The following is a 24,619-nucleotide window of genomic DNA, read 5'->3' as shown; positions in this document are numbered from 1 at the left end:
GGAAGCGAGTCAACAACCTGGCGAAATCTTTCCTCCAGAGGCTCAGACCCAAGCCCCGATTCTTTGCAAGACTGCACATTTATCGTTTGGGCCGCGTCTAAGACGATAGAATGAACGCAGCACAAGCTGGCGCAATGGTCAGAATAAGCCATCCCTCTGCTTCAGACGCTGCGCGCCGCTCAGAAAAGGGTCCTGACACCAGTCGCCGGCTGCGGATTCCCCAGCTTCTGTGCCGCACTGGAAACCAGCCACCGTGCGCATCAGAACGCCGGTCAGCAAGCTGATGTCCTGTTGCTCCACGGCCTTTCGGATGATCTCCAGTTCTGCAGCCAAATCCTCAGGAGGCACAAATCCCTCGCGTGCCATCATGATATGCGAATTGGATGTGGGTTGGGGATTGTCACCGATTAGGAGTTCTTCATAAAGCTTCTCACCCGGCCGCAAGCCAACAATTTTGATCTCGATATCGCCATCGAGATTATCGGGCGTGCGCTCGACATGGCCGGACAAACGAATCATCTTCCGTGCAAGATCCATGATCTTGACCGGCTCGCCCATGTCGAGAACGAACACCTCACCGCCCTCAGCCATCTGCGACGAGTGCAAGACCAGGCCGACTGCTTCCGGAATGGTCATGAAGTAACGAATAACTTCGGGATCAGTCACGGTGATCGGACCTCCGGCTGCGATCTGGCGCCTGAAAAGCGGAACGACCGAACCGCTGCTGCCAAGCACATTGCCGAAGCGGACCATGGAATACACGGTTTTCTGTCCGGGCTTTGCTGCCAGGCCCTGAACGATCTGCTCGGCAAGTCGCTTGCTGGCGCCCATGAAGTTTGTCGGACGCACAGCTTTGTCCGTTGAGATCAGGGTAAAACGCTCCACACCGGACGCTTCCGCCTGACTGGCGACTATCGCAGTGCCCAGAATGTTATTGGTGGCACCTTCCAACGGGTTCGATTCCACCAACGGCACATGCTTGTAGGCAGCTGCATGATAAACCAGTTGGGGCCTGAAACTGTCCATCACCGTCCTGATCCGGACAACATCCCTGATCGAGCCGAGGCAGGGTATGATCTCGGTCGGCACCTTCAGTTGCGGTGCAAGCCTGCGCAGTTCGTCGTCGATCGTATAGAGGCTGAATTCATTGTGATCGAACAGGATGAGCTTAGCTGGCCCCAAGGACAGAAGCTGACGGCTCAGTTCGCTGCCGATCGACCCGCCGGCTCCGGTGACCATGACTGTCTTGCCAATGAAAGCCGACCTGTCGTGCGATGTAACAATTGGCGCCCTGTCCAAGAGATCGATGATCTGAAGCTCCTGAATCTCATCGATTTGCGCGGTACCACGGGCCAGATCGAGGATGCCCGGAATTGTGCGGACGCGCACCTGAAGATCAGCCAGAGAGTCAACGATCTGACGACGCCTTTCCACCCCGGCACTCGGAACCGCAATGAGGATATCGCTGATGCCGAAACGATCTATGACCTCCGCAGCGTGCCTGGGATCAAACACCCGATAGCCCATCACGCGCCGGTCATGTTTTGACGGGTCGTCGTCGAAAAAACCTCTCACCCGATATTCAGGTGTCATGACCAAAGCGTCGCAGGCCTGCGCCCCTGCCTGCCCGGCACCATAAATCAGCACATTCCTGACGACAGCCTCGCCTGGCGTCGATCGAATGAGAAGCTGCGCAACCACCACACGACTGCCGAAAACAAGCGTGAAAAACAGAATCGGCTGCAAAATGCCGATGGACCGCGGCACTCCGGGAAACTTGGCTATGAAAAGTACAAGGCTGAGAACGACACCATAGAGGATGATGGCGCTACCTACGGAGACCAGACTTGACACGCCCGAATATCGAAAGATCGCGCGATAAAGCCCCAGCCTGATAAAAAACGGAATGAAAAGAAATGTCGCCAGTCCGTAAGGAATCCATTCGGCTCCCTTTGGGGCGTGATCCACATCAAACCTGAGCGAAAACGCCAGCCACATCGCGACAAGTGACATAATTACGTCGGCAAACAACGCGAGAAGTTGTTTCTGCCGTCGCGGCAAACCGATAAGCTTTGGGCGAATATTAAAAAGAGAGGCCATAATTCGCCATCTACAAGCAACACCCAGTAGTTGAAAGACAAAATAGCATTAGAGTCAAAAAATACCGCTATTATCTGCTACCGTGAACCCTGAACCTGGGTTGTGCGGACCGATTTGAGCAAGATGACCCCAGCCGGGAGCGCGAGGACAGATGCAAAATCAAACTTCGCTTTTCCCGATCTTCAGGGCGTAACGCCTGCGCATCCCTCTTACCTGCTTACCTTCAAGGTCACCGGCGCGAGCCGAAGTGCATCTGTACCGTTTGCCCAAGGCTGCGATGTGCCAGACACCACTGAAGGCGAAAAGGGCGCGCTCGTGCTGCACCACCTCAGATTGCTTTTATAATTCCTCTCATCCAGTTCGCGCGAAACGCTGCGACCAAGGGGCGGAGCAAGTATCGCCTGCTGCGCGGCAGTTCGACGGAAGCCGTGGAGAGAACCCGCTTCAGCATTCGAGCATGAGAAAGTGAAGCAAGCTGCACACCGTTTGCGAGCCTGTCAGTATCGCACGGCTGCTTCAAAATCAACGCGACTTCCGGATAGTTGATCTTCTGGTGGATCGCAGGCGATCACATATTTTATCGGCATCATCTGCCGACGTTACTCCATCGGCATGCTTTGACATCTGATACAGCGGCATTTGCAGGTCTCTCCTGAAAACGGGCTGCGCCCTTCTCAGCTTGCCTCGCGCATAGCTTCCGCTTCCTGAAGATCGACCGAGACGAGCTGGCTTACCCCCTGCTCCGCCATGGTGACGCCGAAAAGGCGGTCCATACGGGCCATGGTGATCGGATTGTGGGTAATGACGACGAAGCGCGTCTCGGTGCTCGCCGCCATTTCGTCCATCAGGTTGCAGAAGCGTTCCACGTTGTGATCGTCCAGCGGCGCATCGACCTCGTCCAAAACGCAGATCGGAGCCGGATTGGTCAGAAACACCGCGAAGATGAGCGACATGGCCGTCAGCGCCTGCTCGCCACCAGACAGCAGCGTCATGGTCTGCGGCTTCTTACCTGGCGGCCGGGCGAGGATTTCAAGGCCAGCCTCCAACGGATCATCCGATTCGATCAGTTGCAATTCGGCGGTTCCGCCACCGAACAGATGCGTGAACAGGCGTTGGAAGTGGCCGTTGACGACCTCGAAAGCGGCAAGCAGGCGCTCGCGGCCTTCGCGATTGAGGCTCTGGATGGCCTGCCGCAGCTTGCGGATCGCTTCGATGATGTCATCGCGCTCCGACACGATCACTTCCAGCCGTCCGGAAAGCTCGCGCTGCTCTTCCTCGGCGCGCAGGTTGACCGCGCCGAGCCGCTCACGCTCGATCTTCAGGCGCTCCAGCGTGCGCTCCACATTGCCGGCGTCGGGCATCGGATCATCGGCCTGCAACCCCGTATGACGGATGACCAGATGGGGTGGCGTATTCAGGCCCTCCTGAATGCGTGCCTCGACCTCCTGGCGCCTGTCGTCAGCAGCCGTGAGGCGCTCTTCGGCGCGGGCGCGGGCCTCGCGGGCCTCGGACAATTGCTGGATGGATGCGGTGGCGGCCTTGTCCAGCTCGATCTGCCGGTTTTCCGCTTCCCGCAAGACATCCGAAGCCGCGCTGTGGCCGGCTTCGGCTTGCGAAAGTTGCGACAGCAGCGAGCGTCGGCGCGCATCGAACTCATCCGGCGCATCCGCCAGTCCCTCGCGCTCTTCCAGCGCTTCGGCGCGGCGTTCCTGAAGTGCCCTTATATGGCCATCGGCGTTTTCCGCCCGCATCAGCCAGTTGCGGCGCTCGGCTTCGATCGCCTGAAGGCGGCGGGCCCGTGCATCCGCCTCCCGGCTCAGGCCATCATGGATGGCACGCGCTTCCGCAAGGGCGCCGCGGTCGGCTGAAACACGTGCCATGGCCTGTTCAAGGCGCAGTTGCAGGTCCGCCGGGTCAGATGTTTCACGCAACGCCTCTTCAGCATCGGCATGGATGGCGGAGGCTTCCTCCAGTTCCTCCATCAGCCGCTGGCGCGCATCTTCCAGAGCATCACGGCGGCTTGCGATCTCGCCCGCCGCCCGTTCCGCTTCAGCCAGCGCCCGGCGTGCATTGTCGAGCCCATGCTGCGTATCGCGCAGCGTCTGACGGGCAACACGCTCCATTTCCGCATTGGCTCGGATGGCGGCTTCGGCGGCAGCAAGCACCTCTTCCGCCGCACGCACTTTCGCCGCCGCCTCGATTGCCTCGGCGTCAAGCTCGGCCAGCCGGTTCTTCTGCGCCAGACGAAGGGCCGCCGCCGTCGGGGCATCGGCGCTGGCCGTAAAACCGTCCCAGCGCCACAGCGCACCTTCGCGCGTCACCAGCCGCTGGCCGGGCGCAAGCATCAGCTGAAGCGCCGGACCGTCGGCTGCCTCCACGATGCCGATCTGGGCCAGACGCCGCGCCAGTTGCTGCGGCGCGCGCACGACAGAGGCAAAGCTGCGCACGCCCTGCGGCAGGACAGGATCGCTTGCCGCAGACTGAACATCGCCCCAATGAACCGGCGCGCCACGGTCGAGCGGCACATCGAGGTCTTCACCCAGCGCCGCACCCAAAGCCGTCTCGAAGCCGCGCTCGACACTGATTTGCTCCAGAACGGCCGGAAACAGGTCACTGCCGCCCACGCTCAGCATCTTTGCCAGCGTGCGCGCCTCGGTCTCGATGCCGGCCAGTTCGGCGCGCGCATCCTGCAAGGGGCCGCGCGCTTCAGCCTCGGCCTCGCGCGCCTCAGCCACGGCCTGCTCACAGGTCTCGACGGAAGCTTCCGCTTCTTCAAGTGCGGCTTCCGCCTGCTCGACCAGCAGCTTCTTTTCGGCAGGATCGGCAAGTGCCGCCAGACGCGATGCGATCCCGGACAATTCGTGATCCATCTCGCCGAGCTGGCGTGCGAAGCGCTCGCGCCGCTCTCCGGCTTCACGCAGGGAGCGTTCGAGCTGGTTGCGGGATGCTGCCGCCTCCGCCCGCTCGGCGGTCAGACGCGAAAGCGCATCTTCGCTGGCTGCCAGCGTTTCGGAAGCGGCCTCAAGAGCTGCTCGCGTTGATTCCGCGCGCTCGTCGGACCCTGCATTTTCGTCAAGAAGAAGACTTTCCTCTTCGGCCAGCCGCTCCAGAATATCGGCGTTCTCGCGCACCATGCGCTCTTCGCGCGCGATGTCGGCATCGAACTGCTCCAGCCGCCTGTCGAGCTCCGACTGGCGCGAGAGGATACGCCTTGCTTCTTCCTCAAGCTGCGCATTGGCGATGGACAGTCGCTGGAAAGCGGCCGCTGCCGCGGCTTCCGCCTCGCGCAACTGCGGCAGCTTGTGCGCGCTGATGGCCTGCTCTTTCGCGGCCTCCACCTGTGCTGCCGCGCGCTCGCCGACCAGCGAGGTTGCTTGCGCCAACGCGGACCGCGCCTCGCCTTCCTGCGTCTTCGCGGCTGTCCAGCGCAGATGCAGAAGCGTGGCCTCGGCCTTTCGGATGTCCGAAGAGAGGCTCTTGAAGCGCGAGGCCTGCCGTGCCTGTCGTTTCAGGCTCTCGATCTGGCCTTCCAGTTCGCCGACCACATCGTCGAGACGCTCAAGGTTCTGCTCCGCCGCCCGCAGCCGCAGTTCGGCCTCATGGCGGCGCGTGTGCAGGCCGGAAATGCCGGCCGCCTCTTCCAGAAGCGCGCGCCGCGCCTGCGGCTTGGCCTGAATGAGTTCGCCGATGCGGCCCTGCCCGACCATCGAGGGCGACCGCGCGCCGGTCGACTGGTCTGCGAACAGAAGCTGCACGTCCTTGGCGCGCGCGTCCTTGCCGTTGATGCGATAGACCGACCCCGCCTCACGCTCGATGCGGCGTGATACCTGCAATTCATCGGCATCGTTGAAGGCCGGCGGTGCGGTGCGGTCGCTGTTGTCGAGAAACAGCGTCACCTCTGCCGTGTTGCGGGCCGGACGCGACCCGGAGCCGGAAAAGATCACGTCATCCATGCCGGATGCGCGCATGTTCTTGTAGGAGCTTTCGCCCATCACCCAGCGCAGGGCCTCGACAAGGTTGGACTTGCCGCAACCATTCGGCCCGACGATACCGGTCAGGCCGCGCTCGATGACGAATTCACCGGGTTCAACGAAGGACTTGAAGCCGAGAAGGCGAAGGCGCGAAAACTTCATCCGCGCCGTCCCGCCGCAGGCGAGAGGCCGTGCATCAGGGCGCACGGCACGCCAAAAGCGCGCCGCCCCGATGCTGCCGAGACGTTACAGCAGCGGATCGATGACCGCCGAGAACTCGTCAATCGACATGGCTCCCTTGTAGACCTTGCCATTAATGATGAAGCTCGGCGTGGAGTCGATCCTGAACTCTTCCGCACCGCGCTTCTGCACTGCTCTCACTTGGTCGAGAAGATTCTGGTCCGTCAAGCAGGCGTTGAAGCTCTCCTGTGTAAAACCGGCGAGCTTGGCGAGCTGGAACATTGCGTCCTTGACGTTTTCGGCCGCTGCCCAGTTCATCTGCTGCTTGAACAGCACATCGATCATCGCAAAATAGTTGTCGCCCGAGCAACGGGCCAGCATGAAGCCTGCTTCGGCGCGCGGATCGAAGGGGAATTCCCGCAGGATGAAACGAACCTTACCGGTGTCGACATATTTCTTCTCGACTTCCGGATAGGTGTTCACGGCGAAACTGGCACAATGCGAACAGGTCATCGATGCGTATTCGACGACCGTGACCTTGGCGTCCTCGCTGCCTTTCACCTTGTCGGGCAGCGCGCCCGGCTTCAGCACTTCGGCCATGTCCAGCGTTCCCGACGGTTGCGGTGCGGCAGCCGATGGCGCGGCATTGGCAGTCCCCTGCTGTCCGGAATCGCTGCACGCCGCCAGCAGCAGGCCGGCGGGAACAGCCGCCATAGAGGACAGGATCGTTCTGCGGGACAAGGTCATGCGAATCACCCGATTTGTTTTCCGATTGTGCACTGTGAGTGGCTATAAAAGCGAGAGTTGTGGCCAATTAAGGCATTGTCGCGAACAATCCAATCGGCTGGTCCGTTTTGTCCGATCACGAAAGCGCGATGGCGCAACGCGCTGCTTCACTTCTGGCTGCCGAGAACCGTCGCGCCCAGCCGCTCCAGCGAGGCCCTCAGTCCTTCATCCTCGATGGCCTCCACGGTATGCGCCAGCTTCGCCTTTTCCTGTTGCGACAAGGCGCGCAGAACGGGCCGCGCTTTTCGCGCAACTCCAGCGATGGGTTTCTGAACGATCCTGATGCGGCCGATTGCGGCGAACCCCAGAAAAGCGTTGACCCGGCCGATGATCTCGCTGCTCTGGTGCTGGATATGAAGCGCTGCCAGCCCCTCGCACGCCACGATCAGAACCGCCGGCTCGAACGGATCTTCCTCGCGCATGCGCCGGGGCCACTGTATTTTCTCAGGCCTGCAGCTTCCTGCCAGCCGCTCGCCCACGATCTCGTCCCACGACTGGATGAGCCCCACCGATATGCCGGTGCGCTTACGCAGCACGGGATCGAGGATAGCGGTAGCCAGATCGCTGACCGGAACGGGATTGCCCCGGAAGGGTTTCCCTGCCATGTGCGTACTCCAGCGACGTTTATCTGAACCTCAGGCACCGGAAACCGGCACTTCCCGATCAATGGCACCGCAGGACCAAAGCCGCAAGTCCGGCATAGCCGCCCGGCTCCTCGACTGGTACGACGCTCACCATCGCGAATTGCCATGGCGCGTGGCGCCGCCGAAACTGGCGCGCGGCGAGCGGCCCGATCCCTACAGGGTGTGGCTCTCCGAAATCATGCTGCAGCAAACCACCGTGGAAGCGGTCAAATCCTATTTCACCGCCTTCGTCGCGCGCTGGCCGACAGTCGGCGCGCTCGCTGCCGCATCGAATGACGACATCATGAAAGCCTGGGCAGGGCTCGGCTACTATTCCCGTGCCCGCAACCTGAAAGCCTGTGCCGATCTGGTCGCCGCGCAAGGCGGCACCTTTCCGGATACGGAGGAAGGCCTGCGCGCCCTGCCGGGCATCGGGCCCTACACGGCGGCAGCCATTGCCTCGATCGCCTTCGACCGCCCGGCCGCTGTTGTGGATGGCAATGTCGAGCGCGTCATATCGCGGCTTTATCGCATTGAGACGCCGCTGCCGCAGGCCAAGGCGGAAATCCGTGCCCTCGTCGGCCAGTTGCTGCCTCCGAACCGGCCCGGCGATTTCGCGCAGGCCACCATGGATCTCGGCGCCACCATATGCACGCCGCGCCGGCCGAAATGCATGCTGTGCCCTTTGCGCGAGGACTGCGATGCGCTGAGCGCCGGCGATCCGGAACTCTATCCGGTCAAGCTGGCGAAGCCGGAAAAGCCCCTGCGGCGCGGCGCGGCCTTTGTTGCGGTGCGCGCGGACGGCGCGGTGCTCCTGCGCAAACGCCCTGAAAAAGGCTTGCTTGGCGGCATGAGCGAAGTTCCGACAACCGGCTGGACCGCGCGTCAGGACGGCGAGACGTCGCCCGATGCCGCGCCCTTCCCGTCACAATGGGAACGCAGCGGCCAGATCACCCATGTCTTCACGCATTTTTCGCTGGAACTGGACATCTATCGCACCAGCTTCGATGGAAACACTCCGCAAGACCATTTCTGGTCGGGTCCCGATGCGCTTCATGGCGAGGCGCTGCCCACCGTCATGAAAAAGGCGATAGAGGCTGCCATTCCCGGCGCAACGAAGCGGAAGAAGGAATGAAGCACATGGAAATCCGGCACATCGTTTTCGATATCGGCAAGGTGCTGGTTCACTATGATCCTGACATTCCCTTCAGCCGCATCATTCCCGACCCGGCCGAGCGCCATTGGTTTTTCGGAAATGTCTGCACCAGCGCGTGGAATATCGAGCAGGATCGCGGGCGCACATGGGAAGAGGCGGAAGCGCTGTTGATCGCCGAACATCCGGACCATGCGGACAATATCCGCGCCTTTCGCCGGCACTGGCACGAAATGGTGCCGCATGCCTATGACGACAGCGTCGCGCTGCTGGAAAGGCTGATCGACGCCGGCCACGACGTGACCATGCTGACCAACTGGGCGGCGGATACGTTCGCGGAAGCGCGCAGCCGCTTTGCGTTCCTCGAAAAACCGCGCGGCATCACCGTTTCAGGCGAGATCGGGCTGATCAAGCCGGACCGGGCCATCTACGACCATCATGTGGCGAGCTTCGGGACGGAACCGTCGGCCACGCTGTTCATCGATGACAGCGAAAAGAATGTCGAGGGTGCGCAACGCGCCGGATGGCAGGCGGTGCTGTTCACCGATGCCCGCGCGCTCGAGCGCGATCTCATCGCGCGCGGGATCAGTTTCTAGCCGGTCAGGCTCTTTCCAGTCGGTCAGGCGCCGGCCTTTTCCATGCCGAGGCGCGCGATGCGGCGCAACTCGTCGATCGGGGTCAGGCCGCCGGCACGCTCATAGTGCCAGAAGGTCCAGCCGTTGCAGGCATCGAAACCCTGCACGCGCGCGCCCATCTTGTGGATGGAACCGGCATCCTCGCCGATCGAGAGCGTGCCATCGGCGCGCACCTTCGCCGACCAGCGGCGCTGCGAATCCCACAGCGTTGTCCCGGCCTTGATCAGGCCCGTATCGACGAGGCTGCCGAAGGCGACGCGCGGTTCGGCGCGCTTGCCGGTCAGAACGGTAAGCTCCATCGCGCCCAGCGGCTTCACGTCCGCGATGCGCTGCATCGCCGCGTCGATATATTCCTGCTCGCGCTCGATGCCGACGAAATGGCGGCCGAGCCGCCTGGCAACGGCGCCGGTGGTGCCGGACCCGAAGAACGGGTCGAGCACGACATCACCCGGTTTGGTCGACGCCAGCATCACACGCGCCAGAAGGGCTTCCGGCTTCTGCGTCGGATGCAGCTTGTCGCCCTTGTCGTCCTTCAGACGCTCATTGCCGGTGCAGATCGGGAACAGCCAGTCGGAGCGCATCTGCACATCCTCATTGGCCGCCTTCATCGCTTCATAATTGAAGGTGTAGCCCTTGGCCTTGTCGTCGCGCGAGGCCCAGATCATCGTCTCGTGCGCGTTCTGGAAACGGCGGCCGCGGAAATTCGGCATCGGGTTGGTCTTGCGCCACACGATGTCATTGAGAATCCAGAAGCCCAGATCCTGCATCTTGGCGCCGACGCGGAAAATGTTGTGGTAGGAGCCGATCACCCAGATGGTGCCATTCGGCTTCAGCACACGGCGGGCGGCCAGAAGCCAGGCGCGGGTGAAGGCGTCGTAAGCCTCGAAGCTCTCGAACTGATCCCACGCATCGTCCACCGCATCGACCTTGGACTGGTCCGGCCGGTGCAGGTCGCCATTGAGCTGAAGGTTGTAGGGGGGATCGGCGAAGATGACATCGACGGAAGCGTCGGGAAGCCGGTTCATCGCCGCCACGCAGTCGCCCTTGAGGATCGTGTCCAGCCATTCCGTTCTGGAAGAAACGCCGGAAAACTCGTTGAGACGACGTACTGCAGACATGTTGTACACCCAGGATGCGCGTTACTGTTTACCTGCTGTTATGGTTACCGATCAGCGTAAATAATCCGTGAAGGACCGGCGCAATTTGCGTGGCCCCGCACCTTGATGTATGCCCGCGCCACCAGATGCTGGTGCCCTCTCCCCCTTGAAACAGAAATGCGGAACGCCATGGAAAAGCCCGACCTCATCATCTTCGATTGCGACGGCGTTCTGGTCGATTCGGAAATCATCGCCGCACGCGTGGAAGCCGAACTGCTCACCGAAGCGGGTTTCGGGATTTCGGCCGAAGAACTGGCGCAGACCTATGCCGGCCTCACCTTCAAGGACATATTGCTGCGCATCGAGGAAATCTCAGGCCTGCCCTTTCAGGCCACGCTGATTGATCAGGCTGAAGCTGCCGTCGATCGCAGGTTGCGACAGGAAGTGCGCGCCATCGAAGGCGTGCGCGAGGCCGTCGCGCAGGTTTCCGTGCCCTGTTGCATATGCTCCAATTCGTCCAGCGAACGCATTCGCGCCATGCTGGAAAAGACGGGCATCCTCCCGCTGTTCAGGGGTCCGATATTCTCCGCGCCTGAATTGCCCACGGGCAAAACCAAGCCAGCGCCCGATGTGTTCCTGCATGCTGCAAAGGAATTCAATGCCGATCCGGCACGCACCTTTGTCATCGAGGATTCCGTGCATGGCATTGCCGGTGCGCGCGCAGCCGGCATGCGCGTCATCGGCTTCACCGGGGGGGCGCATTCCTATCCCGGCCATGCCGATGTGCTGACGGAAGCAGGTGCTGAAACCTCGATCCGCCGCTGGAGCGATTTCCGGGGCGTGCTCGACGCCCTGCTCACATGGTCGGAAGACGACTGAGCATCCAACATACTAAAAAGGCCGCTCGAAAGCGGCCTTTTTTCAATCAGCGCGGAATATCCGATGCCGAGGTGGTGGCTGGCTGCTGCTGCGCCGCAGGAGCGGCGGGCGCAGGCTGCTGCGCGGTGCGGGCCGGTGCCTTCTTGCGCGCGACGGGGCGCGGCTTGTCAGCGGCCTTGGGCTTCGGCGGACCTTCGTCATAGCCGACGAACACCTGATAATCGCGCCCGCTCGGCTCGGGAACCGTCACGTTCGGATCATTGAACACGAACTGGGTGGCGGAGGTGGTATCGCTCACCTGCACCTTGTGCTGGTGAAGCTGTGAATAAAGCACGTTGCTGCCACGCGTCACCACCACGCGGATCGGCATGGTGATGGTTCCGGCTGCGCCCTGCGGGCCGGGAACGATGCGGCCGGCAGCCGCGACATTCATGGTCAGCTGGCCGTTCGCCCTTTTGCAGTCGCGGGTAACCTCGCCGATGGACGCCTGATAGACGATCTTTGAAGCATCGTCCTGACCGCCTTTGGCATATGTGTTGAAATAGGCTGTGCCTTCACGCAAGGTCAGCGTCGGGCAGTAGGCGGTCAGCTCGCTGGCCAGAACCTTTCCACCCCCGGCGGCCTGCTTGTCCTGCACGTTCAGCACATCACCGCTGTTCGACTGACACCCCGCCAAAGCCAGCAACATGCCGGACAGGGCGACGCCCGTGAAAAAGCGAAAATTCGATGTAGCAGCGACCATGAAGTGCATTTCCCTCTCGCGACGGTGGTGTCCTATAGCAATCCGGCGGCGAAAATGCGACTGACGAAAGCGACAAATCCACACGCCTGCCGACTGGAAAGACGGAATACCTTTCATGAACTACATCAGCACCCGTGGTGAAGCACCTCGTCTCGGTTTCTCGGATGCCGTCCTTGCAGGGCTGGCGCGCGACGGCGGCCTTTATCTTCCGCAGGAGTGGCCGCAATTTTCCGCCGCAGACATCCGCGCCATGCGTGGTCTTTCCTACCAGCAGATCGCGCTGCGTGTGCTGACGCCTTTCGTGGGCGGTGAGATCGCAACCCCGGTGCTGGAAAGGCTGATCAACGAGGCCTACGCCACATTCCGCCATGAGGCAGTGTGCCCGCTTGTGCAGCTCGGCCCCAACAGCTTCGTGCTGGAGCTTTTCCACGGTCCCACGCTGGCCTTCAAGGATGTGGCCATGCAACTGCTGGCCCGGCTGATGGACCATGTGCTGACCGAGCGCGACCAGCGCGCCACCATCGTGGGCGCCACCTCCGGCGACACCGGCGGCGCCGCGATCGAGGCCTTCGCCGGGCGCAGCCGCACCGATATTTTCATTCTCTTCCCCAATGGCAAGGTCTCGCCGGTGCAGCAGCGCCAGATGACGACCTCGACTGCGGACAATGTCCATGCGCTCGCCATCGAGGGGAATTTCGACGACTGTCAGGGGCTGGTGAAGGAGTTGTTCAACGATCACGCCTTCCGCGACCGCGTGGCGCTGTCGGGCGTGAACTCCATCAACTGGGCGCGCATCATGGCCCAGATCGTCTACTACTTCACCTCGGCTGTTTCGCTCGGCGCACCGGACCGCACTGTTTCCTTTACCGTGCCGACCGGCAATTTCGGCGACATCTTCGCCGGCTATGCCGCAAAGCGCATGGGCCTGCCGGTGGAAATGCTCACCATCGCCACCAATGACAACGACATTCTGGCCCGCACACTGGAAACCGGCGAATACCGGATGCAGGGCGTGGTCGCCACGACCTCGCCTTCCATGGACATCCAGATCTCGTCGAACTTCGAGCGCCTGTTGTTCGAAGCCTCGGACCGCAACGCGGAAACGGTGCGGCGCTACATGAACGGGCTCAGGCAATCCGGCGCCTTCACCATCGAAAAGCAGGAGATCGAAACGATCCGTGGCGGCTTCGGCGCTGGCCGGGCAACGATGAAGAACACGGCCGAAACCATCCGCTCGACCCTTGAAAACAGCGGCTATCTGCTGGACCCGCACACGGCGACGGCCGTTCATGTTTCTGCCGGCCAACCCCGGTCGTCCGCCCCCAACGTCATCCTAGGCACGGCTCATCCGGCCAAGTTCCCGGCTGCCGTCGAGGATGCCTGCGGCATATCCCCTGCGCTGCCCGCATGGCTTTCCCACCTGATGGACGCAAAGGAAAACTATACAGTGCTTCCATCGGACAAAAAAATGTTGGAAGATCATATTTCCCGCCATACGCGGGCACGTCAGTAGGGAGTGAGATCTACATGGGTGTTGAGGTAAGCCGTCTGTCGAACGGCCTGACAGTCGCCACCGAAACCCTTCCAAGCATGGAATCCGTTGCTCTGGGGGTCTGGGTAAAGTCCGGAGCCCGCAACGAACGTGACGATGAGCACGGCATGGCTCACCTGCTGGAGCACATGGCGTTCAAGGGTACAGCCAGGCGTTCGGCGTTCGAGATTGCCTCCGAGATCGAGAATGTGGGCGGCGAGATCAATGCCGCCACCAGCGTCGAGACCACCTCCTTCTACGCCCGCGTCCTGTCCGACGACGTTCCGCTGGCGGTCGATCTTCTGGCTGACATTCTCCAGAATTCCACCTTCGATCCCGAAGAGCTGGAGCGCGAACAGAACGTCATCCTGCAGGAAATCGGCGCCGCCCACGACACGCCCGACGATGTCGTCTTCGATCATTTCACCGAGACAGCATTCCGCCACCAGACGCTTGGCCGCTCCATTCTCGGCACGCCGGAAACGGTCCTGTCCTTCAGCTCTGCGCAACTCCACCGCTTCATGCAGCGCGAATATGGCGCCGACCGCATGGTCGTCGTCGCCGCCGGCGATGTGAAGCATGACGAGTTCGTGCGCGAGGTCGAAAAGCGGCTCGGTGGTTTCCGCCCGCATGCGCAGGGCGCGGTTTCGCAATATGCGCAATATGTCGGAGGCGATTTCCGCGAAGACCGCGACCTGATGGACGCGCAGGTGATCCTCGGCTTCGAGGGCCGCGCCTATCATGTGCGCGATTTCTACGCCTCGCAGGTTCTTTCCATGATCCTCGGCGGCGGCATGTCTTCGCGCCTGTTTCAGGAAGTGCGCGAGAAGCGTGGCCTGTGCTATTCGGTCTATGCTTTCCACTGGGGCTTTTCCGACACCGGCATTTTCGGCATCCATGCCGCCACAGGCCAGAACAATCTGTCCGAGCTCGTTCCGGTGATCGCCACCGAGCTTCAGAAAGCCGGCGACCGCATTCTCCAGGAAGAGCTGGACCGGGCACGCGCGCAATACCGCGCGGGGCTGATCATGTCGGCGGAAAGCCCTTCCAGCCGCGCATCGCAGATCGCCCGGCAACTGCTTCTGTTCGGCCGGCCGATCCCCAAGGAGGAACTGATGGAGCGCCTTTCAGCTCTCACCGTGGGGCGGCTGACCGATCTGTCGGGGCGTCTGTTCTCCACCCGGCCGACGCTGGCAGCTGTCGGCCCGGTCGGTTCGCTGACGTCGTATGAATCAATCGCCAGCGCGCTTCCATCGTCCGCGTCGGTGCCGCATCGGCTGGCCGTGTAGAATTTTCCGCAGCCGTGTTCTCCCTTCCGTTCATCCGCCGCGAAACGCCGGAACTGGAAGGCGACAAGGTACGGCTGCGCATGCCGCAGGCAAGCGACTATCGCGAATGGGCAGAGCTTCGCGCCATCAGCCGCGCCTTCCTCGAACCGTGGGAACCGCGATGGATGCCGGACGAATTCGAGCGCTCTGCCTGGCGGCTGCGCATCAATCATTACCGGCGTGATTATGCGCAGGGTGCGGCCATGGCCTTCTTTATGTACGAGCGTGGCCACGGCCGGCTTGTCGGCGGCATAACGCTTGGCAACATACGTCACGGCGTCTCCAAAAGCGCGCAGATCGGCTACTGGATCGGCCAGCCCTACGCTGGCCAGGGGCTGATGACCGACGCGGTGAAGACGCTTTCACGCTTCGCATTTGGCGAGCTGACATTGCACCGGATCGAAGCAGCCTGTATTCCCGAAAACAGCCGCTCGATCCGCGTGCTTGAAAAAGCCGGATTCCGGCGCGAAGGACTGCTGAGGTCTTACCTGAGGATCAATGGCGTCTGGCAGGACCATTATTTGTATGCCCGGATCGCCGACGATCCGCCCGTTGCGTGAACGAAGGACTGATTTTGACGACATCCCTGAAAGCGAGGTCGCTGCTGGCCGCCCTTCTCGCCGCCATGGCCCTCTTTTTCCAGATGGCTGCGGCACACGCGGTCGAGCCGATCAAGATTGCCCGCGACGACGTGGCCCTCGACCTGTCGGGAGCCGTCGAGATCTACCGCAATCAGGGTGAGAATTTTCAGGTTTCCACAGCCCCCGGCCCTGATGGCATCGTGCGCCGCATCGAGGTCGAGGCAAACGACAACCGCTCCACCGGCGACTGGGCCGTCTTCGCGCTCGCCAACACGACCGAAGAGCAGATCGACAGGCTGATCGTCGCGCCGCATTTCAGGCTGGTGAATTCCGGATTGCTGTGGCCCGATCTCGGCTCCACCCGCATTGCCGCCATCACCCCCAGTGAAGGCTTTGCGCTCGACCGGCAGGCAAGCCCCGACGCCGATGTCTTCCGCGTCACGCTCAATCCCGGCGCGGTCGTCACCTTCGTAGCTGATCTCGCTTCGCCAAAACTGCCGCAGGTCTATCTGTGGGAGCCGGAAGCCTACAAGGATTCCATCAATTCCTATACGCTTTATCGGGGCATCGTCATCGGCATCGCCGGGCTTCTGGCCCTTTTTCTGACAATCCTGTTTGTGGTCAAGGGCACTTCCATGTTCCCGGCCACGGCAGCGCTTTCCTGGGCGGTTCTGGCCTATATCTGCGTCGATTTCGGCTTCCTTTCCAAGATCATAGAGATGTCACCCGGCAATGAGCAGATATGGCGGGCGGGAACGGAAATCGGCCTTGCCGCAACCTTCGTGGTGTTCCTGTTCACCTACCTCAACCTGAACCGCTGGCATGGCCATTTCAGCTATGGCGCGCTGGTGTGGATGCTGTGCCTGACCGTGATCGCTGGCATCGCCATCATCGACCCGCCGATCGCTGCCGGCATCGCGCGCTTCTCCTTCGCCGCCACGGCGATTGTCGGCCTTGGCCTGATCGTGTTCCTCGGTATACGCGGCTATGACCGGGCCATCATGCTGGTGCCGAGCTGGGTGATGGTGCTTCTGTGGCTGACGGGATCGTGGATGGCGGTTACCGGCCTGCTCGACAACGACATCGTCCAGCCCGCGCTGGGTGGCGGACTGATCCTCATCATCCTGCTGATCGGCTTCACCATCATGCAGCACGCTTTCGCCGGCGGCGCGCTCCATCAGGGCCTGTTCTCCGACATCGAAAGGCAGGCGCTGGCCGTGATGGGCGCCGGCGACACCGTCTGGGACTGGGACGTTCTGCGCGACCGCGTCGTCACCCGCCCCGACATCAGCGTACAGCTTGGCCTTGCCCCCAACAGCCTTGGCGGACCGGCCCGCAACTGGCTGCCGGTGCTGCACGCCGACGACCGCGACACCTTCCGCACCACGCTCGACATCGTTCTGGAGCACAGGCGCGGGCGCGTCGCCCAGCAGTTCCGCATGCGCGGCGCCGACGGCCACTATCACTGGTTCGCCCTGCGCGCCCGCCCGGTGATCGGATCGGACGGCGAAGTCATCCGCTGCGTCGGCACCATGATCGACGTCACCGAGCAAAAGAAGGCGGAAGAACGCCTGCTGCACGACGCCGTGCATGACAATCTCACCGGCCTGCCCAGCCGCGAGCTGTTCATGAACCGGCTGGAGGCGGTCATTTCCATTGCCCGCACCGAGGAAAAGGTGCGCCCGACCGTCTTCGTCATCGACATCGACCGCTTCAAGCAGGTCAATGACGGGCTCGGCATATCGGCCGGCGACACCATCCTGCTCACCATCGGGCGGCGCCTGCACCGCCTGCTCAAGCCTCAGGATTCGCTTGCCCGCTTCGCCGGCGACCAGTTCGCGCTGATGCTGCTTTCCGAGCAGGAGCCGGCACGCATCGCCGCCATCGCGGACGCCATCAAGCACGCCATCAGCGCGCCCATCACCTTTGCGAAGCGCGAGATCGTGCTGACCGCCTCCATTGGCCTGATCACATGGACCTCCGACCAGTCGTCGGCCGGCGACATGGTCAAGGACGCGGAGCTCGCGCTGCATCAGGCCAAGCGCTTCGGCGGCGACAGGATCGAGCCGTTCCGTCCCGCTTTCCGCACCGTTGGCACAGACAAGCTGCAGTTCGAGTCCGACCTGCGCCGCGCAATCGAACGCAAGGAACTGACGCTTGCCTACCAGCCGATCGTGCGGCTGGAGGACAACAGTATCGCCGGGTTCGAGGCGCTCATGCGCTGGGAGCATCCGCGTCGCGGCATGATCCCGCCGGCCGACTTCATCCCGATTGCGGAAAACTGCGGCCTGATCGTGCCGCTCGGCCTGTTCGCCATGCAGAAGGCGGCAGAGGACCTCGTTTCCTGGCAGAAGCAGATCGGCGATGTGCCGCTCTCCGTGTCCGTCAATCTCTCCAGCCGTCAGCTCATCCGCCGCGATCTGGTCAGCGATGTGCGCTCCATCATCGCGCGCGCCAATCTCAAGGCACGCTGCTTCCGTCTGGAGCTGACCGAATCGCTGGTCATGGACAATCCCGAGCAGACGGCCCACGTCCTCAACAGACTGAAGCAGCTCGGCATCGGCCTTTCGCTCGACGATTTCGGCACCGGCTATTCGTCGCTCGCCTATCTGACCCGCTTCCCCTTCGACACGATCAAGATCGACAAGAGCTTCGTCGACGACACCACGCCCAAGCGCACCATGCTTCTGAAATCCATGGTCAACATGGCGCATGAACTGGGACTGTCGGTGGTTGCCGAAGGCGTGTCGGATCAGAGCGACGCGCTGGAGTTGCGCCAGATCGGCTGCGAATATGTGCAGAGCTTCATGTTCGGTCCGCCCGTAGCGGCCGATCAGGTCATCCGCCTGCTCAAGGAGCAATATCCGCTGACGCAGGCCTGAGCCGAAAAGCGAACGCCGGTCAGGCGTGGCCGGCGTTGGGGCTCAGATGCGCGATGTCGATGCCGATCGCCGCAAGAATACGATCATACTGGCTTTCGATGTCGGCATCAAAAAGCAGTTCCGGGGTTGCCGGGCAGGTCAGCCAGCCGTTCTGGGCGATCTCGGTTTCGAGTTGCCCCGAACTCCAGCCGGAATAGCCGAGCGCCATCAGCGCGCGCTGCGGGCCGCGCCCCTTGGAGATGGCGCGCAATATGTCGACCGTCGCCGTCAGGCAGATGTTGTCTGCAATGCTCAGCGAAGATTCCACCCGGTAGTCGCCCGAATGCAGCACGAAGCCACGGCTGCGGTCGACAGGGCCGCCGTTGCGGATGACCAGATCACGCGCCGGCGGCGGCAGGCGGATTGCCTCCTGCTCTTCCATGATGCCAAGCTGCACAAGAAGGTCGGGAAAGAGTATCTGCTGGGTCTGGTTGATGATCAGACCCATGGCGCCCTCTTCGCTGTGGGCGCAGACATATATGACGGAGCGCGCGAACCTGTCGTCCTTCATGCCTGGCATGGCGATGAGGAACTGATCCTCGAGGAAACCGCCGCGCCCCGAATTCGCGTTCTTGCCGGACAGAATATCCATGGCCTGAAAGTTAGCGTGTTTCGGCGACAGTTGAAAGATGGACTTGTATGGTCCAACGGATCTGAAAATCAGCGCACCGAAAAGGCTCACGCAAAAATGATGCCCGCTGCGTGGCGAAAAAGCTTGCAGGCATACCGGCTGGATATCAAATCAATGGCCATGCGCATCACGTCCGCCATTGCTGCCGCGTCTCTTGCCGCTTTCGTCGTTTCCCCTCCCGCGTATGCGGGCTCTTCCGGCTGGCACGACAGCGAAGGCGGCCGCATCCGGCTGGTCACTGCCAGCCAGCCCGATGCATCCGGGCAATTGAACGGCGTGTTGCAGATCGATCTGAAACCCGGCTGGAAGACATACTGGCGCGATCCCGGCGACAGCGGCGTGCCCCCACAGATCACGGTCGATGGCGAGCAGATCCGGGAAGCAAAAATGGCCTTTCCCGCCCCGGTTCGTCACGATGACGGCTATTCGGAATGGGCCGGCTACGACCGCTCCGTGCTGCTTCCCGTCAGCTTTACCCTCCCCGACAGGGCATTGCCGGAGGGCGGCATTGCAGCAACGGTTCTCGTTGGAATCTGCGAGAAGATCTGCATTCCGGTTCATGCCGATCTGGTTGTCGAGACCGCACATCCCACCCATGCGGTGATCGAGGAAGCATTGGTGCGCAATGCACAGGCGGCCCTGCCCGGCCCTGCCACGCCCGCTTTCGGCGCCAGCCTTGCCGGCTCGCACGACAAAGCAATGACGGTGGCGGCATCGCTGCCCCAGGCCGTGCAATCAGCCGAGCTTTTCGTGGCCGGCGAAGACGGCTATGCCTTCGGCACGCCTGTCGCGAAAGCCGGTGACGGCAAGTTTACGTTCGAAGTGCCCGTGCTTTCCCGCCCCGCAGAAAAGCCGTCCGGAGAAGGCGTGCCCTACACGCTGACTTCCTCTGCGGGAGCCGTTTCGGGCTTCCTGCCCTACCCTTAGGCGCAGCGTCATTGCGGCGGCCGGCATAGTCCGCTATCGATTTCACTCCCCTGTTCATGATGAGGAATTGAAATGACGATCTCCGTTGGCGACAAGCTGCCTGAAGCCACCCTCAAGACGATGACCGCCGACGGCGTGAAGGAACTGACCACCGCCGATATTTTCGCGGGCAAGAAGGTCGTGCTGTTCGGCGTTCCCGGCGCCTTCACGCCCACCTGCAACAACAATCATCTACCCGGCTATCTGGAAAACAACGACGCCATCCGCGCCCGCGGCGTGGACACCGTCGCCGTGGTTGCCGTCAACGATCCCTTCGTCATGGGCGCATGGGAAAAGTTCACCGGCGGCGAAGGCAAGATCACCTATCTGGCAGACGGCAGCGGCCATTTCGCAAAGGCTCTCGGCCTCGACATCGACCTCAGCGGTGCCGGCCTCGGCCTGCGCTCGAAGCGCTTTTCCATGATCGTCGACGACGGCAAGGTGACGGCGCTCAACGTCGAACCGGTTCCGAGCCAGGCCGACGAAACGGCGGCTGCGAAAATTCTCGAACAGCTTTGATTTTTGTGCTGCAAGCCTGCCTAGGGTTTCCCGAAGCGGCTTTCAGTAACTTTGCGAAGACCGGCGCGCTTTGACGGGCGCCGGTTTTTTCGTGTCCGGAGCGGAAGGACCAGCAGAAGGTCTTGCAGCGCCCTTCTTGAACGGCGCCATGCCCTCGCGGGCCAGTTCATCGGCGCGCTCGTTCTCGGGATGGCCGGCATGGCCCTTGACCCAGTGCCACGTCACCTTGTGGCGCCGCCGCGCCTCGTCCAGCGCCTGCCAAAGCTCCACATTCTTGACCGGCTTGTTGTCGGCGGTTTTCCAGCCACGGCGTTTCCAGTTTTCCATCCAGCTGGAAATGCCGTCCTTCACATAGCTGGAATCGGTATGGAGATCGACTTCGCACGGCTCCTTCAGCGCGTTCAGCGCCGAGATCGCCGCCATCAGTTCCATGCGGTTGTTGGTGGTCTGCGCCTCGCCGCCGCACAGTTCGCGCGTGACACCGTTGAAGCGCAGGATCGCGCCCCAGCCCCCCGGCCCCGGATTGCCGGAGCAGGCGCCGTCGGTGAAGATTTCAATGCACTTCATGACAGTCCGTATTCCTGCGGCGAGACGATGGCGCGGTGAAAGCGCATCTTGCGGATATACTCGGCCGGGTCGCGCTTGACGACGAGATCGCCTTCCGGCCCATGCAGCCAGTCGTAGAGCCGCGTCAGCATGAAGCGCAGCGCCGATCCACGCGCCAGCATCGGCAGGGCCTGCTTCTCGGCAGCGCTCAGGGGTCGCACGCTCTCATATCCGGCAAGCAAGGCTGTGCCCTTGGTGAGGTTGTAGGAACAATCCTTCTCAAAGCACCATGCATTCAGGCAGGTTGCAAGATCGTAGGCCAGCAGGTCGTTGCAGGCGAAATAGAAGTCGATCAGCCCCGAAAGCTCGTTGCCGAGGAAGAACACATTGTCGGGAAACAGGTCGGCATGAATGATGCCGGTGGGCAGATCGGCCGGCCATTCGCGGCCGAACGTCTCGAAATCGGCATCGACCTCGGCAGCAAGACCGGGCTCGACCTCATCGGCGCGCTCGCGCGAGGCCGCCCAAAGCTCGCGCCAGCCATCGGGACCCAGCGCATTCGCGCGGGACAGGCCGAAATCGGCGCCGGCCAGATGCATCGACGCCAGCACCTTTCCGACCTCGCGGCAATGCGCGGCAGTGGGGCGGCGCGGCCACATGCCTTCCAGGAATGTGATGATGGCGGCCGAGCGGCCGGCAAGCGTGCCGATCATCTCGCCATCGGCACGACGAACGGGAAGCGGACAGGAAAGGCCCTTTGCCGCCAGATGATCCATCAGCCCGAGAAAGAACGGCAGATCGTGCGTCGCCACCCGCTTTTCATAGAGAGTCAGGATGAAGGAGCCGCCGGTGGTGTGAAGCAGGAAGTTCGAATTCTCCGTGCCTTCAGCAATGCCCTTGTAGGAGAGCAGCTCTCCGACCGGATAATCGCGCAGGAACGCGCCCAGTTCACCTTCGGTGACATCGGTGTAGACGGCCATGCGTGCCTGCTATCGTTCGCCGTTGACGAAGGCCATGTCGGCCTTGGTGAGTTCCACATCGCGCAAAACGCGCATGACCGGAAAATCCTCGGTCTCCGTGGCAGTGATGGCAAGATCCACCGTCACCTCGAAGCGAGCCTTGAAGGCATCAATGATCTCATCGACGATGATCTCTGGCGCCGACGCGCCCGCAGACAGGCCGAGGGTCTTGATATCGCCGACGTCGTTCCATGGAATCTCGCTGGCGCGCTGGACCAGCAGCGACATGCGCGCGCCTGCCCGTTCCGCAACCTCGACCAGACGGCGCGAGTTCGACGAGTTCGGCGCGCCGACCACCAGATAGAGATCGACGCCCGGAGCCGTTTCCTTCACCGCCTCCTGACGGTTGGTCGTGGCATAGCAGATGGATTCCGCAGCCGGCGCCTGCATGGCCGGAAACCGTTCCTGCAAGGCTTCGAGAATATGGGCGGTGTCCTCGACGGACAGGGTCGTCTGCGTCACGAAGCCGAGGGCTTCCGGATCCTGCGGCACGAAGCGGCGCACATCCTCGTCCGTCTCGATCAGGGTGACCGCACCCTCCGGCAACTGCCCCATCGTGCCGATGACCTCGGGGTGCCCCGCATGGCCGATCAGCAGCACATGACGGCCATGGCGATAATGCCGGATCGCCTGCTTGTGGACCTTGGAGACCAGTGGGCAGGTCGCGTCCAGATAGAACAGATTGCGCTCGGTGGCGTCGGCGGGAACGGACTTCGGAACGCCATGGGCGGAGAACACCACCGGGCTCTGATTGTGCTCCGGCGGAATCTCGTCCAGTTCCTCGATGAAGACGGCGCCGAGGTTCTGAAGGCCCTCGACCACATAGCGGTTGTGGACGATTTCGTGGCGCACATAAACCGGCGCGCCATATTTCTTGATCGCCAGAACGACGATCTGGATGGCGCGATCCACGCCCGCGCAAAAACCGCGCGGCTGGCACAGCCGCAGCGTCAGCGGCGGCTTGGTCGTCTCAGGTGCGGCATCAGCCGGTAAGGTTTGCAGCATCTTGTCCTTCGCGTGTCAGCCCGACATGGGATGAGCACCCCTGTCCTGTCAAGGGTCAGCGGGCCGCACCCCGACGGTCAGCGCTTCGTCCTGCGCCTGCGTCCCGCAAAAGAGAACAGCATTACGCCGGCCAGCGCCGCGGCAAGCCCGTACCAGGTCACGGCATATTGAAGGTGATTGTTGGGCAGGGAAACGATGGTGACGCCTCCGGCCGGCCAGTCGCCCGGGTTCGGTGACGAATCGGCATCGAGGAAGAACGGCAGCAGGACATAGCCGTCAGGCAGGCCCGCCGATGCGGCCATGACGTCGCGGTCCTTCCAGTAGAAGATGTTCTTTGCCAGATCATTGTCGGGCACCATGCTGGACGGCTTTTCGGAAAGCGGGTTGCGGGCAAGCCCGCTGACCGTGACCACGCCGTCGACCTGCCCGGCCGACCGGGAGGACGCTTCCTTCAGCCAGTAGGGCACGAACCCCCTGTTGACCAGCAGGAAACGGCCGTCCCCGAGCTTCAGCGGCGTGTAGACATAAAAACCCGACTGGCCCTTCCATGTCGCCAGAAAATGCCGCTCGCCTTCATGCACGAAGCTGCCGGTGGCGGTTATCGGCACATAGTCGACGTCCGAGGTTTCGGCGAAAAGACGCTCCGCTTCCGCTAGGGCCAGAGGCTCGGCATGCATGCGCCGGTCGATGGTGGCGAGCAGATCCTCCTTCCAGTAGAGGCGCTGCATCTGCCATGTTCCAAGCGACAGAAGAATGGCAATGGCAATGGCTCCCAGCACGGCGGCGAGCCACAGGCGCCTGGCGGACAATGGCTTTGTCCCCGTCTCCATGCCTGAAGTCATTCGCCGTTGTCCAGCCGGCCCTGCGAAGCCTTGTTACGGTATTGCAGCGTCAGCAGAATGCCCTTGATGACGCGCAGGGAGCCGAGACTGAGGATCAGCGCAAGCGGTATCCACAAGACCAGATGCACCCAAAATGCAGGTCCGTAATTGACCTCCATCCACAGCGCCAGCCCAAGCACCACGAAACCGATGATGAGGATGACGAAGACGGCCGGACCGTCTCCCGCATCCGCATAGGAATAGTCGAGCCCGCAATTCGTGCATTCCTTGCCGACGGCCAGAAAACCGGAAAACAGCTTACCCTCGCCGCAGCGCGGACAGCGGCCGGCGATGCCGGCGCGCACCGGATCGACCGGGGCCCACAGTGCCTGATCTTCAGCAGCGGAATTCTCATTCTGTGTCATCGGCCTACCTTACAGCATGTGGCCCGAAAGTGGGAACCGGTTTCAGGACCACGACATGCGTGAAAACAAGAACTTAAAGCGCAGGTGCAATTCTGAAAAAATCCCGGCAGGGCTCAGAGCATTTGACCGGCGCTTGCCATCGACACCCTGCATCTGCCCG

21 protein-coding genes are annotated in these 24,619 nt (G+C 62.1%); 9 read left to right on the top strand and 12 right to left on the bottom strand.

Going from position 1 to position 24,619, the window contains the following annotated elements:
• Positions 1 to 138 precede the first annotated feature (138 nt).
• The 4 genes from HNR59_RS07885 to HNR59_RS07870 form a co-directional block, all read right to left on the bottom strand.
• Complete coding sequence (locus tag HNR59_RS07885) at positions 139 to 2,100, bottom strand: polysaccharide biosynthesis protein (protein WP_183828283.1); 1,962 nt, start codon at positions 2,098 to 2,100, stop codon at positions 139 to 141.
• A 674-nt stretch (positions 2,101 to 2,774) separates the two neighbouring features.
• Entirely contained in the window at positions 2,775 to 6,233 is a 3,459-nt protein-coding gene (gene smc / locus HNR59_RS07880) for a chromosome segregation protein SMC (protein ID WP_183828280.1), read from the bottom strand.
• An 84-nt stretch (positions 6,234 to 6,317) separates the two neighbouring features.
• Entirely contained in the window at positions 6,318 to 6,998 is a 681-nt protein-coding gene (locus HNR59_RS07875) for a DsbA family protein (RefSeq protein WP_183828277.1), read from the bottom strand.
• Between the two features lie 146 nt (positions 6,999 to 7,144).
• On the bottom strand, positions 7,145 to 7,642 hold the full coding sequence (locus tag HNR59_RS07870; protein ID WP_183828274.1) for a DUF721 domain-containing protein: 498 nt from the start codon (positions 7,640 to 7,642) through the stop codon (positions 7,145 to 7,147).
• A 61-nt stretch (positions 7,643 to 7,703) separates the two neighbouring features.
• Here HNR59_RS07870 and mutY point away from each other — a divergent pair, with 61 nt between their 5' ends.
• Positions 7,704 to 8,795 (top strand): A/G-specific adenine glycosylase, encoded by a 1,092-nt coding sequence (gene mutY / locus HNR59_RS07865; protein WP_183828271.1) that lies wholly within the window; start codon positions 7,704 to 7,706, stop codon positions 8,793 to 8,795.
• Positions 8,792 to 9,409 (top strand): HAD family hydrolase, encoded by a 618-nt coding sequence (locus tag HNR59_RS07860; protein ID WP_246374533.1) that lies wholly within the window; start codon positions 8,792 to 8,794, stop codon positions 9,407 to 9,409. Before mutY ends, HNR59_RS07860 begins: the two co-directional genes overlap by 4 nt.
• 23 nt (positions 9,410 to 9,432) lie before the next feature.
• Here the strand turns inward: HNR59_RS07860 and HNR59_RS07855 are convergent, their stop codons facing one another.
• Complete coding sequence (locus HNR59_RS07855) at positions 9,433 to 10,566, bottom strand: site-specific DNA-methyltransferase (RefSeq protein WP_183828268.1); 1,134 nt, start codon at positions 10,564 to 10,566, stop codon at positions 9,433 to 9,435.
• A 168-nt stretch (positions 10,567 to 10,734) separates the two neighbouring features.
• Here HNR59_RS07855 and HNR59_RS07850 point away from each other — a divergent pair, with 168 nt between their 5' ends.
• The gene (locus HNR59_RS07850; RefSeq protein WP_183828266.1) at positions 10,735 to 11,424 is read left to right on the top strand and encodes an HAD family hydrolase; all 690 of its coding nucleotides are present in this window, start codon (positions 10,735 to 10,737) and stop codon (positions 11,422 to 11,424) included.
• A 46-nt stretch (positions 11,425 to 11,470) separates the two neighbouring features.
• On the opposite strand, the gene HNR59_RS07845 is transcribed toward HNR59_RS07850, so the two are convergent.
• Positions 11,471 to 12,166 (bottom strand): hypothetical protein, encoded by a 696-nt coding sequence (locus tag HNR59_RS07845; RefSeq protein WP_246374531.1) that lies wholly within the window; start codon positions 12,164 to 12,166, stop codon positions 11,471 to 11,473.
• A gap of 115 nt (positions 12,167 to 12,281) precedes the next feature.
• Between HNR59_RS07845 and thrC the strand changes: the two genes are divergently transcribed.
• The 4 genes from thrC to HNR59_RS07825 all read left to right on the top strand — a co-directional run bounded on the left by thrC (position 12,282) and on the right by HNR59_RS07825 (position 18,488).
• The gene (thrC, locus tag HNR59_RS07840; RefSeq protein ID WP_183828263.1) at positions 12,282 to 13,679 is read left to right on the top strand and encodes a threonine synthase; all 1,398 of its coding nucleotides are present in this window, start codon (positions 12,282 to 12,284) and stop codon (positions 13,677 to 13,679) included.
• Between the two features lie 14 nt (positions 13,680 to 13,693).
• Complete coding sequence (locus HNR59_RS07835) at positions 13,694 to 14,986, top strand: M16 family metallopeptidase (RefSeq protein ID WP_183828260.1); 1,293 nt, start codon at positions 13,694 to 13,696, stop codon at positions 14,984 to 14,986.
• A gap of 14 nt (positions 14,987 to 15,000) precedes the next feature.
• A complete protein-coding gene (locus HNR59_RS07830) occupies positions 15,001 to 15,585 on the top strand; it encodes a GNAT family N-acetyltransferase (protein WP_183828258.1) in 585 nt (194 codons plus the stop codon).
• Between the two features lie 65 nt (positions 15,586 to 15,650).
• On the top strand, positions 15,651 to 18,488 hold the full coding sequence (locus HNR59_RS07825; protein WP_183831441.1) for an EAL domain-containing protein: 2,838 nt from the start codon (positions 15,651 to 15,653) through the stop codon (positions 18,486 to 18,488).
• 19 nt (positions 18,489 to 18,507) lie between these two features.
• Here HNR59_RS07825 and HNR59_RS07820 read toward each other — a convergent pair whose 3' ends face one another.
• Complete coding sequence (locus HNR59_RS07820; RefSeq protein WP_183828255.1) at positions 18,508 to 19,119, bottom strand: YqgE/AlgH family protein; 612 nt, start codon at positions 19,117 to 19,119, stop codon at positions 18,508 to 18,510.
• Positions 19,120 to 19,272: 153 nt separating this feature from the next.
• Here HNR59_RS07820 and HNR59_RS07815 point away from each other — a divergent pair, with 153 nt between their 5' ends.
• Together HNR59_RS07815 and HNR59_RS07810 are read left to right on the top strand one after the other, a co-directional pair.
• Positions 19,273 to 20,085, top strand: a complete 813-nt coding sequence (locus HNR59_RS07815) for a protein-disulfide reductase DsbD domain-containing protein (protein WP_246374530.1) — start codon at positions 19,273 to 19,275, stop codon at positions 20,083 to 20,085.
• Between the two features lie 72 nt (positions 20,086 to 20,157).
• Positions 20,158 to 20,643 carry a peroxiredoxin gene (locus tag HNR59_RS07810; protein WP_183828252.1) on the top strand — a complete coding sequence of 162 codons (486 nt, stop codon included), beginning with the start codon at positions 20,158 to 20,160 and terminating at the stop codon, positions 20,641 to 20,643.
• Between the two features lie 42 nt (positions 20,644 to 20,685).
• Here HNR59_RS07810 and rnhA read toward each other — a convergent pair whose 3' ends face one another.
• The 5 genes from rnhA to HNR59_RS07785 all read right to left on the bottom strand — a co-directional run bounded on the left by rnhA (position 20,686) and on the right by HNR59_RS07785 (position 24,459).
• Positions 20,686 to 21,210, bottom strand: a complete 525-nt coding sequence (rnhA, locus tag HNR59_RS07805) for a ribonuclease HI (protein ID WP_183828248.1) — start codon at positions 21,208 to 21,210, stop codon at positions 20,686 to 20,688.
• Positions 21,207 to 22,169, bottom strand: a complete 963-nt coding sequence (locus HNR59_RS07800; protein WP_183828245.1) for a homoserine kinase — start codon at positions 22,167 to 22,169, stop codon at positions 21,207 to 21,209. The genes rnhA and HNR59_RS07800 overlap by 4 nt, the downstream gene beginning before the upstream one ends.
• 9 nt (positions 22,170 to 22,178) lie before the next feature.
• Entirely contained in the window at positions 22,179 to 23,213 is a 1,035-nt protein-coding gene (ispH, locus tag HNR59_RS07795) for a 4-hydroxy-3-methylbut-2-enyl diphosphate reductase (protein WP_183828242.1), read from the bottom strand.
• Between the two features lie 77 nt (positions 23,214 to 23,290).
• Positions 23,291 to 24,022, bottom strand: coding sequence for an SURF1 family protein (locus HNR59_RS07790; RefSeq protein ID WP_425488630.1), 732 nt, complete (start codon positions 24,020 to 24,022; stop codon positions 23,291 to 23,293).
• 29 nt (positions 24,023 to 24,051) lie between these two features.
• Positions 24,052 to 24,459 carry a DUF983 domain-containing protein gene (locus HNR59_RS07785; RefSeq protein WP_183828238.1) on the bottom strand — a complete coding sequence of 136 codons (408 nt, stop codon included), beginning with the start codon at positions 24,457 to 24,459 and terminating at the stop codon, positions 24,052 to 24,054.
• Positions 24,460 to 24,619 lie beyond the last annotated feature (160 nt).

It is taken from the genome of Aquamicrobium lusatiense (assembly GCF_014201615.1).
Lineage (GTDB): Bacteria > Pseudomonadota > Alphaproteobacteria > Rhizobiales > Rhizobiaceae > Mesorhizobium > Mesorhizobium lusatiense.
This window is presented reverse-complemented; position numbering and strand designations above follow the sequence as displayed.

What these genes read in the sequence shown, in the direction of transcription:
- HNR59_RS07885 (WP_183828283.1), bottom strand. Translation starts at nt 2,100, where the DNA reads ATGGCCTCTCTTTTTAATATTCGCCCAAAGCTTATCGGTTTGCCGCGA.
- smc (WP_183828280.1), bottom strand. Translation starts at nt 6,233, where the DNA reads ATGAAGTTTTCGCGCCTTCGCCTTCTCGGCTTCAAGTCCTTCGTTGAA.
- HNR59_RS07875 (WP_183828277.1), bottom strand. Translation starts at nt 6,998, where the DNA reads ATGACCTTGTCCCGCAGAACGATCCTGTCCTCTATGGCGGCTGTTCCC.
- HNR59_RS07870 (WP_183828274.1), bottom strand. Translation starts at nt 7,642, where the DNA reads ATGGCAGGGAAACCCTTCCGGGGCAATCCCGTTCCGGTCAGCGATCTG.
- mutY (WP_183828271.1), top strand. Translation starts at nt 7,704, where the DNA reads ATGGCACCGCAGGACCAAAGCCGCAAGTCCGGCATAGCCGCCCGGCTC.
- HNR59_RS07860 (WP_246374533.1), top strand. Translation starts at nt 8,792, where the DNA reads ATGAAGCACATGGAAATCCGGCACATCGTTTTCGATATCGGCAAGGTG.
- HNR59_RS07855 (WP_183828268.1), bottom strand. Translation starts at nt 10,566, where the DNA reads ATGTCTGCAGTACGTCGTCTCAACGAGTTTTCCGGCGTTTCTTCCAGA.
- HNR59_RS07850 (WP_183828266.1), top strand. Translation starts at nt 10,735, where the DNA reads ATGGAAAAGCCCGACCTCATCATCTTCGATTGCGACGGCGTTCTGGTC.
- HNR59_RS07845 (WP_246374531.1), bottom strand. Translation starts at nt 12,166, where the DNA reads ATGGTCGCTGCTACATCGAATTTTCGCTTTTTCACGGGCGTCGCCCTG.
- thrC (WP_183828263.1), top strand. Translation starts at nt 12,282, where the DNA reads ATGAACTACATCAGCACCCGTGGTGAAGCACCTCGTCTCGGTTTCTCG.
- HNR59_RS07835 (WP_183828260.1), top strand. Translation starts at nt 13,694, where the DNA reads ATGGGTGTTGAGGTAAGCCGTCTGTCGAACGGCCTGACAGTCGCCACC.
- HNR59_RS07825 (WP_183831441.1), top strand. Translation starts at nt 15,651, where the DNA reads ATGGCCCTCTTTTTCCAGATGGCTGCGGCACACGCGGTCGAGCCGATC.
- HNR59_RS07820 (WP_183828255.1), bottom strand. Translation starts at nt 19,119, where the DNA reads ATGGATATTCTGTCCGGCAAGAACGCGAATTCGGGGCGCGGCGGTTTC.
- HNR59_RS07815 (WP_246374530.1), top strand. Translation starts at nt 19,273, where the DNA reads ATGGCCATGCGCATCACGTCCGCCATTGCTGCCGCGTCTCTTGCCGCT.
- HNR59_RS07810 (WP_183828252.1), top strand. Translation starts at nt 20,158, where the DNA reads ATGACGATCTCCGTTGGCGACAAGCTGCCTGAAGCCACCCTCAAGACG.
- rnhA (WP_183828248.1), bottom strand. Translation starts at nt 21,210, where the DNA reads ATGAAGTGCATTGAAATCTTCACCGACGGCGCCTGCTCCGGCAATCCG.
- HNR59_RS07800 (WP_183828245.1), bottom strand. Translation starts at nt 22,169, where the DNA reads ATGGCCGTCTACACCGATGTCACCGAAGGTGAACTGGGCGCGTTCCTG.
- ispH (WP_183828242.1), bottom strand. Translation starts at nt 23,213, where the DNA reads ATGCTGCAAACCTTACCGGCTGATGCCGCACCTGAGACGACCAAGCCG.
- HNR59_RS07785 (WP_183828238.1), bottom strand. Translation starts at nt 24,459, where the DNA reads ATGACACAGAATGAGAATTCCGCTGCTGAAGATCAGGCACTGTGGGCC.